Source organism: Streptomyces sp. NPDC048392 (assembly GCF_043200575.1).
Taxonomy (GTDB): domain Bacteria; phylum Actinomycetota; class Actinomycetes; order Streptomycetales; family Streptomycetaceae; genus Streptomyces.
In genome coordinates, this window is record NZ_JBICYB010000028.1 from 49424 (window position 1) to 62710 (window position 13287).

At 71.6% G+C, this 13287-nt stretch carries 12 protein-coding genes; 7 read left to right on the forward strand and 5 right to left on the reverse strand.

What is annotated here, in order from left to right:
• Nucleotides 1–14: 14 nt before the first annotated feature.
• From ACGFYH_RS28455 to galU, 4 genes are all read right to left on the reverse strand, one after another.
• Nucleotides 15–554 (reverse strand): molybdenum cofactor biosynthesis protein B, encoded by a 540-nt coding sequence (locus tag ACGFYH_RS28455; protein WP_393806036.1) that lies wholly within the window; start codon nucleotides 552–554, stop codon nucleotides 15–17.
• Nucleotides 551–1063, reverse strand: coding sequence for a cyclic pyranopterin monophosphate synthase MoaC (gene moaC / locus ACGFYH_RS28460; RefSeq protein WP_393806037.1), 513 nt, complete (start codon nucleotides 1061–1063; stop codon nucleotides 551–553). The genes ACGFYH_RS28455 and moaC overlap by 4 nt, the downstream gene beginning before the upstream one ends.
• 86 nt (nucleotides 1064–1149) lie before the next feature.
• Nucleotides 1150–2499: a gephyrin-like molybdotransferase Glp gene (gene glp, locus ACGFYH_RS28465; protein WP_393806038.1), complete on the reverse strand. Its 1350-nt coding sequence runs from the start codon at nucleotides 2497–2499 to the stop codon at nucleotides 1150–1152.
• 5 nt (nucleotides 2500–2504) lie between these two features.
• Entirely contained in the window at nucleotides 2505–3407 is a 903-nt protein-coding gene (galU, locus tag ACGFYH_RS28470) for a UTP--glucose-1-phosphate uridylyltransferase GalU (RefSeq protein ID WP_393806039.1), read from the reverse strand.
• Between the two features lie 93 nt (nucleotides 3408–3500).
• Between galU and ACGFYH_RS28475 the strand changes: the two genes are divergently transcribed.
• The gene (locus tag ACGFYH_RS28475) at nucleotides 3501–4115 is read left to right on the forward strand and encodes a 5-formyltetrahydrofolate cyclo-ligase (protein ID WP_393806040.1); all 615 of its coding nucleotides are present in this window, start codon (nucleotides 3501–3503) and stop codon (nucleotides 4113–4115) included.
• Nucleotides 4116–4203: 88 nt separating this feature from the next.
• On the opposite strand, the gene ACGFYH_RS28480 is transcribed toward ACGFYH_RS28475, so the two are convergent.
• A complete protein-coding gene (locus ACGFYH_RS28480; RefSeq protein WP_393806041.1) occupies nucleotides 4204–7002 on the reverse strand; it encodes a penicillin acylase family protein in 2799 nt (932 codons plus the stop codon).
• A gap of 310 nt (nucleotides 7003–7312) precedes the next feature.
• Here ACGFYH_RS28480 and ACGFYH_RS28485 point away from each other — a divergent pair, with 310 nt between their 5' ends.
• The 6 genes from ACGFYH_RS28485 (at nucleotide 7313) to mscL (ending at nucleotide 13221) form a co-directional block, all read left to right on the forward strand.
• The gene (locus tag ACGFYH_RS28485) at nucleotides 7313–8845 is read left to right on the forward strand and encodes a potassium/proton antiporter (protein ID WP_393806042.1); all 1533 of its coding nucleotides are present in this window, start codon (nucleotides 7313–7315) and stop codon (nucleotides 8843–8845) included.
• Nucleotides 8846–9108: 263 nt separating this feature from the next.
• Nucleotides 9109–10440, forward strand: a complete 1332-nt coding sequence (locus ACGFYH_RS28490) for an MFS transporter (protein WP_393806043.1) — start codon at nucleotides 9109–9111, stop codon at nucleotides 10438–10440.
• A 67-nt stretch (nucleotides 10441–10507) separates the two neighbouring features.
• Nucleotides 10508–10849 carry an FmdB family zinc ribbon protein gene (locus tag ACGFYH_RS28495; RefSeq protein ID WP_393806044.1) on the forward strand — a complete coding sequence of 114 codons (342 nt, stop codon included), beginning with the start codon at nucleotides 10508–10510 and terminating at the stop codon, nucleotides 10847–10849.
• A 78-nt stretch (nucleotides 10850–10927) separates the two neighbouring features.
• A complete protein-coding gene (locus tag ACGFYH_RS28500) occupies nucleotides 10928–11770 on the forward strand; it encodes an S-methyl-5'-thioadenosine phosphorylase (RefSeq protein ID WP_393806045.1) in 843 nt (280 codons plus the stop codon).
• Nucleotides 11771–12105: 335 nt separating this feature from the next.
• Complete coding sequence (locus ACGFYH_RS28505; RefSeq protein ID WP_393806069.1) at nucleotides 12106–12624, forward strand: hypothetical protein; 519 nt, start codon at nucleotides 12106–12108, stop codon at nucleotides 12622–12624.
• A gap of 111 nt (nucleotides 12625–12735) precedes the next feature.
• A complete protein-coding gene (gene mscL / locus ACGFYH_RS28510; RefSeq protein WP_393806046.1) occupies nucleotides 12736–13221 on the forward strand; it encodes a large conductance mechanosensitive channel protein MscL in 486 nt (161 codons plus the stop codon).
• Nucleotides 13222–13287 lie beyond the last annotated feature (66 nt).

The window sequence follows — 13287 nt, forward strand, 5'->3', positions numbered from 1 at the left end:
CCAGGAGGGGGTGTTCAGCTCGCACCCCCAGAACCGGCCGGTCCGGGGTGGTCGCCGCCGCGGAGCTGGTCCACGGCGTGTCTCAGCAGCGGCTCCAGCACGGCGAGGCCGTCCTTCACCCCGCCGGAGGATCCCGGCAGGTTGACGATCAGCGTCCTTCCCGCCACTCCCGCCAGCCCCCTGGAGAGGACCGCGGTCGGCACCTTGTCCCGGCCGTACGCCCGGACCGCCTCCGCGATGCCGGGGACCTCGTGGTCGATCACCGCCCGGGTCGCCTCGGGGGTGCGGTCGGTGGGCGAGACGCCGGTGCCGCCGGTGGTGACGATCACGTCGTAGCCCGCGTCGGCGCCCGCGCGCAGGGCGGCTTCGACGGGGTCGCCGTCGGGAACGACCCGGGGGCCGTCGACGGTGAAGCCGAAGCGGCGCAGGCCCTCGGCGATCAGCGGGCCGCCCCTGTCCTCGTAGACACCGGCGGCGGCCCGGTTGGACGCCGTGACCACGAGGGCGCTGTACGGCCCGGGGAGGGCGCCTCCCGCGGAGTCGTCCGGCGTCATGACCGGTTCCAGTCGCCGGACTTGCCGCCCGTCTTCTGCTCCACCCGCACGTCCGTGATGACCGCTCCCTTGTCGACCGCCTTGACCATGTCGACCACGGTGAGCGCGGCGACGGAGACCGCGGTGAGCGCCTCCATCTCGACGCCCGTGCGATCCGTCGTCTTCACCGTGGCGGTGATCTCCACGGCGTCGTCCGCGACCGACAGTTCCAGTTTCACACCGGAGACCGACAACGGGTGGCACAAGGGGATCAGGTCGGGGGTGCGTTTGGCGCCCATGATGCCCGCGATCCGCGCGGTGGCCAGCGCGTCGCCCTTGGGCACGCCCTCACCGCGCAGCAACTCGACCACGCGTGGCGCGACGAGGACGCGCCCGCTGGCGCGGGCGGTGCGTGCGGTCACGTCCTTGCCGGACACGTCGACCATCCGGGCGGCGCCCGCCTCGTCGATGTGCGTCAGCCGGTCCTGCGGGTCCTGTCCGCTCCTGGGCGGTCGGTCCTGCGTACTCATGCTCGTGTGGCGCTCCCGGTCCGGGCCCGGCGCGGTGCGGCGCGTGGGCCTGCTGTGCGCGACACGCTACCGCCAACCGGGCGGGGTCAGCCGAGCAGGACCACCTCGACGTCGGCTCCGGGCTCGACGGATTCGGTGTCCTCGGGGACGACGATCAGCGCGTTCGCGTGCGCGAGGGCGGCCACCAGGTGAGAGCCCGAGCCGCCGACCGGGGTGACCGACCCGTCGGCGTGGCTGCCCCGGAGGAACTGCCTGCGGCCCTTCGGCGAGGCCAGCGCCTTGTCCGCGGCCAGGACCGCGGTGACCGTCGGACGGTGGACGTCGGGCAGGCCCATGAGCGTGCGGATCGCGGGGCGCACGAACAACTCGAAGGAGACGTACGACGACACCGGGTTGCCGGGCAGGGCGAGCAGCGGAGTGTGGTCGGGGCCGACGGAGCCGAAGCCCTGGGGCTTGCCCGGCTGCATGGCGAGCTTGCGGAAGTCCACGCCGCCGCCCGGCTCGTCCTCGTCACCGACGTGCGCCAGCGCCTCCTTGACCACGTCGTACGCCCCGACGCTCACGCCGCCCGTGGTGACCAGCAGGTCGGCGCGCACGAGCTGGTCCTCGATGGTGGACCGCAGGGTCTCGGCGTCGTCGGCGACGGCACCCACGCGATAGGCGATGGCGCCGGCGTCACGGGCGGCCGCGGTGAGGGCGAAGCTGTTGGAGTCGTAGATCTGACCGGACGCCAGCTGCTCGTCGGGCTGGACGAGTTCGCTGCCGGTGGAGAGCACGACCACGCGCGGTCGCGGGCGCACCCGTACCGTGCCCCGGCCGATCGCGGCGAGCAGGGCGATCTGCGGCGGGCCGAGAACGGTGCCGGCCTCCAGGGCGCGGTCGCCGGAGCGGACGTCGCTGCCCTTCGCGCGCACGTGGGCGCGTTCCTCGGCCTGCCGGTACACGTGCACGTGGCCCTCGGCGCCATCGGAAGTCAGGCTGCGGGCACGCATCCCCTTCACCGGGCCCTCGCCGAGCCCGCCGTCGGTCCACTCCACGGGGACGACGGCCTCGGCGCCGGGCGGGAGCGGGGCGCCGGTCATGATGCGGGCTGCCTGGCCGGGGCCCACGGACGGCGGGTCGGCCTGGCCGGCGGCGACGTCCCCGACGACGTCCAGGACGGCGGGGAACTCCTCGCTCGCGCCCGCGACATCGGTGACCCGCACCGCGTACCCGTCCATGGAGCTGTTGTCGAACGGCGGCAGGGACAGCGGCACCGTGATGTCCTCGACCAGGACGCAGCCCTGGGCGTCGAGCAGGTTCAGCTCGATGGGATCCAGGGGGCGGACGGTCGCCAGGACGTCGTCCAGGTGTTCCTGCACCGACCACAGCCGGTCCCGACCAGGGTCCGCGGCGGCGTGGTCGTGGCCGGTGTCACGGTGTGCGCTGCTGCTCAACGTCGTTACATCTCCTCGGCTACGTACCTGCGAAGCCAGGTCCGGAAGTCCGGGCCCAGGTCCTCACGTTCGCATGCGAGTCTGACAATGGCACGCAGGTAGTCGCCGCGGTCGCCGGTGTCATAGCGGCGGCCCTTGAAGACGACGCCGTGCACCGGGCCGCCGGCCTTCTCGTCCGCCGCCAGCTGCTGGAGGGCGTCGGTGATCTGGATCTCGCCGCCGCGGCCGGGCTCGGTCTTGCGCAGCACGGCGAAGATGTGCGGGTCGAGGACGTAGCGGCCGATGACGGCGTAGCGGGAGGGGGCGTCGGCGGCGTCGGGCTTCTCGACCAGTCCGGTGACCTTGACGACGTCGCCGTCGCCGGTCGGCTCGACGGAGGCGCAGCCGTAGAGGTGGATCTGCTCCGGCGCGACCTCCATGAGGGCGATCACGCTGCCGCCGTACTGCTCCTGGACGTCGATCATGCGCTGCAGCAGCGGGTCCCGCGGGTCGATCAGGTCGTCACCGAGCAGGACCGCGAAGGGTTCGTGGCCGACGTGCGGAGCGGCGCACAGCACGGCGTGGCCGAGGCCCCTGGGGTCGCCCTGGCGGACGTAGTGCATCATCGCGAGGTCGCTGGACTGCTGAACCTTGGCCAGACGGCCCGCGTCGCCCTTCTTCTGGAGGGCGGACTCCAGTTCGTAGTTGCGGTCGAAGTGGTCCTCGAGGGGGCGCTTGTTGCGGCCCGTGACCATGAGGACGTCGCCGAGGCCCGCGGTCACGGCCTCTTCGACCACGTACTGGATCGCCGGCTTGTCGACGACCGGAAGCATCTCCTTGGGAGTGGCTTTGGTGGCCGGCAGGAACCGGGTGCCGAGCCCGGCTGCCGGGATGACAGCCTTGCTGATCCTGGGGTGGGACTGAGTCATGCGCGTCACCATATCCGGTGGCTATAGGGAGAATCTGTGACTCGGGACCACTGGCGCTCATATGAGCGCACGAGTGCGGTACGGGAGTCATCAATGTCTCATGTCGGCCCTGCGGACCAACCTGGCAAGCGGGCGTTGCGGCGGGATTTCCTGGCGGCGAGGAACAGGTTGACACCGGATGACGTGCGCGAAGCTGCGGACGCGCTGGCCGGGCGGGCGCTCGGACTGCCGGAGGTCGCGGGGGCGCGCGCCGTGGCGGCCTACGTCTCCGTGGGCGCCGAGCCGGGCACCCTCGCGCTCCTCGATGCGCTGCGCGCGCGGGGCGTGCGCGTCCTGCTGCCCGTGCTGTTGCCGGACAACGACCTGGACTGGGGCGAGTACGCCGGAGAGAGTTCCCTCGCGCGCGTGCGGCACGGCGGACGGATGGACCTGTTCGAGCCCGCCGGGGAACGCCTGGGGCCGGACGCGGTGACGCGGTCGGACGTCGTGCTGCTGCCGGGGGTGGCGGTGGACGGGCGGGGCCTGCGGCTGGGGCGCGGCGGCGGATCGTACGACCGGGTGCTGGCGCGTCTGGAGAGCGCGGGCGCGCGTCCCGCGCTGCTGGTGCTGCTGTACGACCGCGAGGTCGTCGCACATGTCCCCGCGGAGCCGCACGACCGGCCGGTGGACGCGGTGGTGACGCCGTCGGGGGTGCGCAGGTTCCGCTGACGCCGACACCGGCACGTCCGCCTCGGTCCCGGCACGGGAACGGCCTCCACGCGGGCGCGTGGAGGCCGTTCCCGTCAGCGGGTGCCGGCTACGGCTTGAGCACCAGCGTGTCGCTCGTGCTCTCGTCGACCGCCTTCTTCGTGAAGGACCACGGCAGCAGTTCGCCGCCCGCCCACTTGTCGGTCTGGTCGGTGTAGTGGGCGCTGTAGGCGTGTCCTGAGGCGCCGGTCAGGTTGATCCACCGCGACTTGTCGAGGTCCCCGAGGTTGACGACCATCCGCATGGACGGCACCCAGACCACCCCGTATCCGCCGGCCGCGTTCCAGCCGGAGGCGTTGACCGCCGCCTCGCCGCCGCTGAGCTTCCACGGGCCGCGGTTGAGGGCGTGCTTCAGGAAGCCGGGGCCTTCGGTGCCCAGGGTCTGGTTGTTCAGGAACAGGCGGTGCAGCCGTCCCCAGTTCCAGGTGTCGATGTCCTTGCCGAGCTTGGCGGTCAGCTCCCAGCGGGCGTCGGTCATGGCGCGCTTGAACAGGTCGTCGCGGTTGTGGTCGGCGCCCTTGCGGGTGCCCGAGGCGGGCGTGGTCCACCAGTCGCTCTTCGGCTTCTCCATCAGCGTGCGGACCACCTCGAACCAGCGGTCCCCGCCGTCCGGCTGCGCCTGGTCGGCGTCCCGCCTGCCGCACTCGCGGACCTTGTCGGTCTCGTCCGCCGGGCCGGTGGTGCTGACCGGGTCGACCCACAGGCACTGGCCCTCGACCCGCAGTTCCTTGGGCAGCTTGTTGCCGAAGGCGAGCTTGAGGATGTTGCGCCAGACCGCGTTGAAGTAGGCGGCGGCCGCGGAGTCGGCGTCCTGGGTGTAGTCCCAGCCCTCCAGCAGCTTCTGCGCCTCGCGCACGTCCTTGTCGGCGACGTCGATCTTCAGCAGCTGGGGCACGAGCAGCTTGGCCATCTCGCTGCTGTTGTCCAGCTGCATCTGACGCATGTCGTCGGTGGAGATCTTGCCGCCGTCCTTGGTCTTCTGCTCGATCAGGGAGGTGATGCGCTGGCTGCGGGTGCCGTAGCCCCAGTCCGTGGTCAGCGTGTACGGGTACGCGTCCTCGTCGACGACGGCCTGGTTGGCGGTCACGATGTAGCCGCGCTCCGGGTCGTACTCGTAGGGCAGCTCGTCCTGGTCGATGTACTCGCCGGTCCAGCGGTACTCGGAGTTCCAGCCCGGCGCAGGGACCGAACCGTCGTGGCCCTCGGCGCGCACCGGGATCCGGCCGGGCAGCGTGTAGCCGATGTGCTCGCTGTCGGCGTAGACCAGGTTCTGCGAGGGCACGTCGAACAGCGTGGCGGCCTCGCGGAAGTCGTCCCAGTTCTTCGCGCGGTCGATCGCGAAGACGGCGTCCATGGTGGTGCCCGCCTCCAGCGCGGTCCAGCGCAGGGCCACGCCGTAGCCGTCGCCGCGGTCGGGGGCCGCGCTGTCGACGGTGGCCTTCTTGCCGGTCGTCACCAGCTCGTCGTCGCGGTCGGAGAGCAGGGGGCCGTTGTTGGTCTCCCGCACGACGATCTTCTTGGGGTCGCCGCCGGCGACCTTGATGGTCTCCTCGCGCGTCTTGAAGGGGACCACCTTGCCGTCGTACTGGTAGCCGTTGCCGGTGATCTTCTCCAGGTAAAGGTCGGTGACGTCGACGCCGGAGTTGGTCAGACCCCAGGCGATCTCCTGGTTGTGGCCGATGACCACGCCGGGCATGCCTGCGAAGGTGTAACCGGTGACGTCGTACTGGCACTTGGCGGAGACGGCGCGGCAGTGCAGGCCCATCTGGTACCAGACGGACGGCAGGGACGGCGACAGGTGCGGGTCGTTGGCCAGCAGCGGCTTGCCGGTGATGGTGTGCTTGCCGGACACGACCCAGGAGTTGGAGCCGATGCCGTTGCCGTTCACGCCGACGGCGGTGGGGACGTTGTCCAGAACGTCCTGGAGGCCCGCCAGCTGCCCCTGCAGGGCGTTGCCGGAGCCCGTGCCCGTGCCGGAGCCCGTGCCGGAGCCGGTACCCGTGCCAGCGCCGGTACCCGTGCCGTCGCCTTCGCCTTCGCCTTCGCCGCCCGACGTACCGCCGCCGTCGAACGTCTGGGTGACCTCGTCGTACTGGCCCTCCTGGACGATCGCCTTGTTCCGGTCGTACGGGTAGGCCGGGTACAGGTCGGCGATCTGCTTGGGGCCGAGCCGGCTGGTCATCAGCGCGCGGTCGACCTCGTCCTGCATGTTGCCGCGCAGGTCCCAGGCCATCGCCTTCAGCCAGGCCACCGAGTCGACCGGGGTCCACTCCTGGGGCCTGTAGTCGTTGGTGAACCCGAGGGCGGCGTACTCCAGGGAGATGTCCGCGCCGTCCTTGCCCTTCAGATAGGCGTTGACACCCTTGGCGTACGCCTGGAGGTACTTCTTGGTGGAGTCCGACAGCTTCTTGTCGTACTCCTTCTTCGCCACCCGGTGCCAGCCCAGGGTGCGCAGGAACTCGTCGTTGTCGACCTGGCTCCTGCCGAACATCTCCGACAGGCGCCCGGCGGTCATGTGACGGCGCACGTCCATCTCGTAGAACCGGTCCTGGGCCTGCACGTAGCCCTGCGCCATGAACAGGTCCTCCTCGGTGGAGGCGTAGACCTGCGGGATGCCGTAGCCGTCGCGCTTCACGTCGACCGGACCGGACAGCCCGTCCAGCGTGATCGAGCCCTTGGTCTGCGGGAAGGACGCGCGGACGGTGCTGATCGACCAGTACGCCCCGAAGGCGAGGCCGCCGATGAGGGCCAGGACCAGCACGAGGACGAGCAGACGGCCCTTGCGCCCCTTCTTCCTGCCGGACGTGCCGGTCCGCTGACCCGTAGAGGCGGTTTTGGTGGGGGGCATCGCTGTCCTTGCTGTCCTAACACGAGCGGCAGGGGCGGGCTGTGCTTCGTACCGCGCGCCGAGCGCTGAACGCCGAACGCTGGAGCAACTGTAGGCGCAGGCCCGGCTCCGCCTTGACGCGGAGTCGGGTACCGGGATGCACGGGCGTTCGATCTTGCCAAGCCGAGCTTCAAGAAATCGTCAAGAGTTAGGTAAGGTAACGAAGTAGTTACCCGCAGAGCATGTCGGATTCGTGTGCCATGGGAGCGTGCCTCGCGCTCCGCGCCGAGCACACCGCGCGGGTGCACTCGCCCGCGCTGCGATCCGTGCTGTGCGCCAGGGAAGGGAACGGCCGCTGACTGTCCACCACCTCAACCAGCTCCTGCTCGTCTGCTCGCTCGTCCTGCTCATCGCCGTGGCGGCGGTCCGGATCTCCTCGCGCAGCGGGCTCCCCAGCCTGCTCGTCTACCTGGCCATCGGCGTCGTCATGGGCCAGGACGGCATCGGCGACATCAAGTTCGACAACGCCGAACTGGTCCAGGTCATCGGCTACGGGGCCCTCGTCGTGATCCTGGCCGAGGGCGGACTCGGCACGAAGTGGAAGGAGGCGAGACCGGCCCTCCCGGCCGCCTCCGTGCTGGCACTGGCCGGAGTCGCGGTGAGCGTCGGCGTGACCGCGACGGGCGCCCACTACCTGACGGGGCTGGACTGGCGGCAGGCACTCATCATCGGAGCGGTGGTGTCCTCCACGGACGCCGCGGCCGTCTTCTCGGTGCTGCGCCGGATCCCGCTGCCCAAGCGCATAGTGGGCACGCTCGAGGCGGAGTCCGGCTTCAACGACGCCCCCGTGGTCATCCTGGTGGTCGCCTTCTCCACGGCCGGACCGATCGAGCACTGGTACGTGCTGGTCGGCGAGATCGCCCTGGAGCTGGCCATCGGCGCCGCCATCGGTCTCGCGGTGGGCTGGCTGGGATCGTTGGGACTGAGGCACGTGGCGCTGCCCGCCTCCGGCCTCTACCCCATCGCCGTCCTGTCCATCGCCATCGCGGCCTACGCGGCCGGTGCGATGGTCCACGGCAGTGGCTTCCTCGCCGTCTACCTCGCCTCGATGGTCATGGGCAACGCCAGGCTGCCGCACTGGCCCGCCACCCGGGGGTTCGCCGACGGGCTCGGCTGGCTCGCGCAGATCGGCATGTTCGTGCTGCTCGGCCTGCTGGTCACCCCGCACGAACTGGGCGACGACATCCTGCCCGCCCTGGTCATCGGCCTGGTGCTCACCATGGTGGCGCGCCCGCTGAGCGTCGTGCTGTGCCTGGTGCCCTTCCGGGTGCCCTGGCAGGAGCAGGCCCTGATGTCGTGGGCCGGGCTGCGCGGCGCGGTGCCCATCATTCTGGCGACGATCCCCATGGTGGAGGGCGTCACGGGCAGCCGCCGCATCTTCAACATCGTCTTCGTGCTGGTCGTCGTCTACACCCTGATCCAGGGCCCGACCCTGCCGTGGCTGGCCCGCGTGCTGCGCCTGGGCGAGGACGACGAGGCCGCGGACCTCGGCGTCGAGTCGGCGCCCCTGGAACGGCTGCGCGGGCACCTGCTGTCCGTGACGATCCCCGAAGGTTCGAAGATGCACGGCGTCGAGGTCAGCGAACTGCGGCTGCCCACCGGGTCCGCCGTCACGCTGGTCGTCCGCGACGGGACGTCCTTCGTACCGCTGCCGACGACGGGGCTGCGGCGCGGGGACGAACTCCTGGTGGTCGCCACGGACCCGGTCCGGGACGCCGCCGAGGCGCGGTTGCGCGCGGTCGGCCACGGCGGCAAGCTGGCCGGCTGGCTGGGCACCGGAGACGCTCATGGAAATCACAGGTGAGCGAATGAGGGGTGCTCCCTTTCACAGGTTGTGCGCGTCTTGATCCCTGTACGATGAAGGCGGCATCAGATTGAACCGACCCTGATCGAACCAACTCTGCCTGACGCAGAGCTGGCGCGACCGTATGGCGGCCGGCCGCCCCCCTCTTCCGCACGGGCCCCGGCATCTACCGCAGTCCGCGCAAGAGGACAGCTCTCGGCGCTCCCGCGCGGCGACGACCGCGAGGCGGGGCGGCGCTACCAGGCGGCAGAAAGGCACGGGCCGTGGCATCCACGGTCACCCCGAAGAAGGCGCGGAAGGCGCGGAAGTCCCAGGAGGGAGCGCGGCAGACCCCGTCCGCCTCCACCCGCCCCGGATACGGGCAACTGCTGCGCACCCGCGGCGCCTGGACGTTCCTGCTCCCCGGCTTCGCGGCACGTCAGCCGTTCGCCATGCTGACGCTCTCCATCGTGCTGCTGGTGCAGCACACCACCGGCTCCTACGGCGTCGCGGGCGCCGCCGCGGCCGTCACCGGCGTCTCGATGGCCGTGTTCGCCCCCTACAGCGGCCGGCTCGCCGACCGCTACGGGCAGCGCGCCGTCCTGCTGCCCGGTGTGCTCGTGCACGCGGCGTCCGGACTGACCCTGACCGTCCTCGCGCTCGCGGACGCGCCCCTGTGGGCGCTGTTCCTGGCGGCCGTACCCGCCGGCGCCTCGGTACCGCAGGTGGGGCCCATGGTGCGGGCCCGCTGGGCCGTGCGGCTCAAGGGCTCCCCCCTGATGAGCACGGCGGCGGCCTTCGAGTCCGTCACCGACGAACTGACCTTCGTCCTCGGCCCCCTGGTGGCGACCGCCCTGTGCACGGCCGTCGACCCCGCCGCGGGCCTGGTCACGGAGGCCGCGCTCACCCTGGTGGGCGGTCTGCTGTTCGCCGCGCAGAAGAGCACCCAGCCGAAGGTCGGCGGCGCCGACGGCGGCCACGCGCGCGTGGAGCGCGTTTCCGCGCTGCGGGTCCCCGGGGTGCGCGTCCTGATCGTCGCCTTCCTCGGCATCGGTTCCGTCTTCGGCGGCATGCAGGTGTCGCTGGCGGCGTTCACCGAGTCGATCGGCGAGCCCGGCCTGAACGGCGTCCTCTACGGCGTCTTCGCCGCGGGCAACATGATCTCCGGCCTGGCCTGCGGCGCCATCGCCTGGAAGGCGGCCCCGCAACAGCGCCTCCTGGTCGGTTACACCGCGCTCGCACTGACCGCGTCCGGCCTGTGGGCCGCGCACTCGGTGCTCGTGCTGGCCGGCCTCGGCCTGCTCGTCGGCATGTGCATCGCGCCCGCCATCGTCACCGGCTACACACTGGTCGAGGGCCTGGTCCCGGCCGGTGCCCGCACCGAGGCCTTCACCTGGCTGACCGGCGCCGTCGCGCTGGGCCAGGCGGCGGCCGTGACCGTCGCGGGGCAGCTGGAGGACGGGTACGGGGACGGCGCGGGATTCCTGGTGCCGATGGGCGGCACAGTGCTCGCGCTGGCGGTCCTGATGGCGCTGCGCTCGCGGCTCGCGCCCCGCCCGCACGGCCGTACGGTCGCACGTGGCGTCGGTCACCGCGCGCCCGCCACAGTGGACTGATCCCGCGGAATAGGTCACTATGGATCGTCGTTAGCACTCATCGAGTGAGAGTGCCAGGAGGAAGACAGTGCCGACGTACCAGTACCAGTGCACCGAGTGCGGCGAGGGCCTCGAGGCGGTGCAGAAGTTCACCGACGACGCCCTCACCGAATGCCCGAACTGCCAGGGCCGCCTGAAGAAGGTGTTCTCGGCCGTCGGCATCGTCTTCAAGGGCTCCGGCTTCTACCGCAACGACAGCCGCGGCAGCTCGTCGGGCACCTCGCCCGCGCCGTCGTCCTCGAAGGCTTCCTCGTCCGCGGATTCCTCGCCGTCCTCGGACTCGGGTTCCTCGTCGTCCTCGTCGTCCTCCTCGGGCTCCGGCTCGTCGTCGAGCTCCGGCAGCTCGTCCTCCAGCACCGCCGCCGCCTAAGGCGCCACTTCTTACGGGACCCTGTCGTCTCCCGACGACGGGGTCCTCGGCGTTGCACCCGGCGGCTAGGGTGCGGGCATGGCGAACAAGGTGAATGCCGAGATCGGTGTGATCGGCGGCTCCGGTTTCTACTCTTTCCTCGACGACGTGACCGAGGTGCGGGTGGACACCCCGTACGGGCCGCCCAGCGACTCCCTCTTCCTCGGCGAGGTCGCCGGCCGGCGGGTCGCCTTCCTCCCCCGGCACGGTCGCGGCCACCATCTGCCACCGCACCGGATCAACTACCGGGCCAATCTGTGGGCGCTGCGCTCGGTGGGCGCGCGCCAGGTGTTCGGCCCGTGCGCGGTCGGCGGTCTGCGCCCCGAGTACGGACCGGGCACGCTGCTGGTGCCTGACCAGTTCGTCGACCGTACGAAGTCCCGCCCCTCGACCTACTTCGACGGGCTGCCGACGCCCGACGGCGCGGTGCCCAACGTGGTGCACGTTTCGCTGGCCGACCCGTACTGCCCCACCGGGCGGGCCGCCGCGCTGAAGGCGGCCCGGGGCCGGGACTGGGAGCCGGTGGACGGCGGCACCCTGGTCGTGGTCGAGGGACCCCGCTTCGGCACCCGCGCGGAGTCCCTGTGGCATCGGGCGCAGGGCTGGTCGGTGGTGGGCATGACCGGCCACCCCGAGGCGGCACTCGCCCGTGAACTGGAGCTCTGCTACACCTCCCTGACCCTCGTGACCGACCTCGACGCCGGTGCGGAGAGCGGCGAGGGCGTCTCGCACGAGGAGGTGCTGCGGGTGTTCGCGGCGAACGTGGGCCGACTGCGGGGGGTCCTGTCCGACGCGGTGGCCGCGCTGCCGTCGACCGGGGAACGGGACTGCCCGTGCGGGTCGGCGCTGGGCGGGATGGATCCGGGGATCGCGCTGCCGTAGCCGTAGCCGTAGCCAGTACGCGGTTGGCTGTTGGCGGTACGCGGTAGACGCTTGGCGCTCGGCGGTTGCCCGGAACAGCGCGTTCCGGTGAGGGAGTTGTCCACAACCGGTCGGTGGTCCACGGGCCTCGGCGGGCCTCGGCGAAAAGCCTCATCGTGGGAGCGCAAGCCGATCCCTCGTCACAGGTGGTGGTCACCGTGTTCCGTCCCGCTCCGCGCTCTCCCTCCGCCTTCCCGTCTTCTTCCGCCCAGCCTTTCTCCTCCGCCCAGCCTTTCTCCTCCGGTCTCCCTCCCTCCTCCTCCGTCCTCTCCTCCGCCGCCTCGTTTCCCGCTCCGCTGCCGCCCGGCACCGACGCGCCGCCCACCCGTGAGGTACCGCCCTTCGCCCCGGTGCGGGTGCGCGGCGGTGTTCATCGGCTGCACCGGCTCGTGCGGCACCGGCGGCGTGCCCTGGCCGCCGGGCTCGCCGTCACCGCCGCCGCACTGGTGGCGGCGGGGCCGCATGCGGGTGCAGGCGGGCAGGACACAGGGCGGGCGCGGGGGCATCCGGTGGCCGAGCCGGTGCGTGAGCGGCAGGGCACCCGGCTCGTGGCGGCGCCGGTGCGGATCGCCGACGCGGCCACGGTGCGGCTGCTCAGGCCGGGAGACCGGGTCGACGTCGTGGCGACGGGGGACGGCGGTGCGGGCGAGGCCTCCGTGGTCGCGCGCGGTGTGCGGGTGACGAAGGTGCCGGAGCCCGTGGAGGAGGGTCCGGCGGCGGGCGGGGCGCTGATCGTCGTGTCGGTGCCCCGCGCCACCGCACACCGGCTGGTCGGCGCGGGTACCACGGCGCGGTTGGCGGTGACCTTGTGCTGAGCCCGTCAAGTCGCTCGACCGAGGGACCGGATTGGACAGGGCGGCCCAACGCTGTCGTAGGTTGCGGAGCGTTTGGTTCCTACACCTGTTCAAGCGAGGAGTGCTCCCACCGTGAGCGAGAAGAGCGAGCCGAGCGTCTGGCAGGGCTTCAAGGCCTTCCTGATGCGCGGAAACGTCATCGACCTGGCGGTGGCGGTCGTCATCGGCGCCGCCTTCACCAAGATCGTGAACTCCGTGGTGGAGGGGGTCATCAACCCGCTGGTCGGGGCGTTCGGTACGCAGAGCCTGGACAGTTACAGCTCCTGCCTGAAGGGCGGGTGCACGGGGACCGGCGACAGCGCGACGGGCGTGCGGATCCTCTGGGGCTCGGTGCTGGGCGCGACCCTCACGTTCCTGATCACCGCGGCCGTCGTCTATTTCCTGATGGTGCTGCCCATGTCGAAGTACCTGGCCCGGCAGGAGGCCCGCCGCAAGGCGAAGGAGAGCGCCGGGGAGGTCATCGAGGTCTCCGAGCTGGAGGTGCTCAAGGAGATCCGCGACGCGCTGATCGCACAGCGCGGTTCGGGGCACGGCCCCTCGAAGCCCGACCGCTCGTAGCGGGGGCGGCCGAAGCGCGAGTGGCCCTGGCGCGGGCGGCCCTGGCGCGGGCGGCCCTGGCGCGGG

What these genes read in the sequence shown, in the direction of transcription:
- ACGFYH_RS28500 (WP_393806045.1), top strand. Translation starts at nt 10,928, where the DNA reads ATGGCGAACAAGGTGAATGCCGAGATCGGTGTGATCGGCGGCTCCGGT.
- ACGFYH_RS28480 (WP_393806041.1), bottom strand. Translation starts at nt 7,002, where the DNA reads ATGCCCCCCACCAAAACCGCCTCTACGGGTCAGCGGACCGGCACGTCC.
- galU (WP_393806039.1), bottom strand. Translation starts at nt 3,407, where the DNA reads ATGACTCAGTCCCACCCCAGGATCAGCAAGGCTGTCATCCCGGCAGCC.
- ACGFYH_RS28475 (WP_393806040.1), top strand. Translation starts at nt 3,501, where the DNA reads ATGTCTCATGTCGGCCCTGCGGACCAACCTGGCAAGCGGGCGTTGCGG.
- moaC (WP_393806037.1), bottom strand. Translation starts at nt 1,063, where the DNA reads ATGAGTACGCAGGACCGACCGCCCAGGAGCGGACAGGACCCGCAGGAC.
- ACGFYH_RS28455 (WP_393806036.1), bottom strand. Translation starts at nt 554, where the DNA reads ATGACGCCGGACGACTCCGCGGGAGGCGCCCTCCCCGGGCCGTACAGC.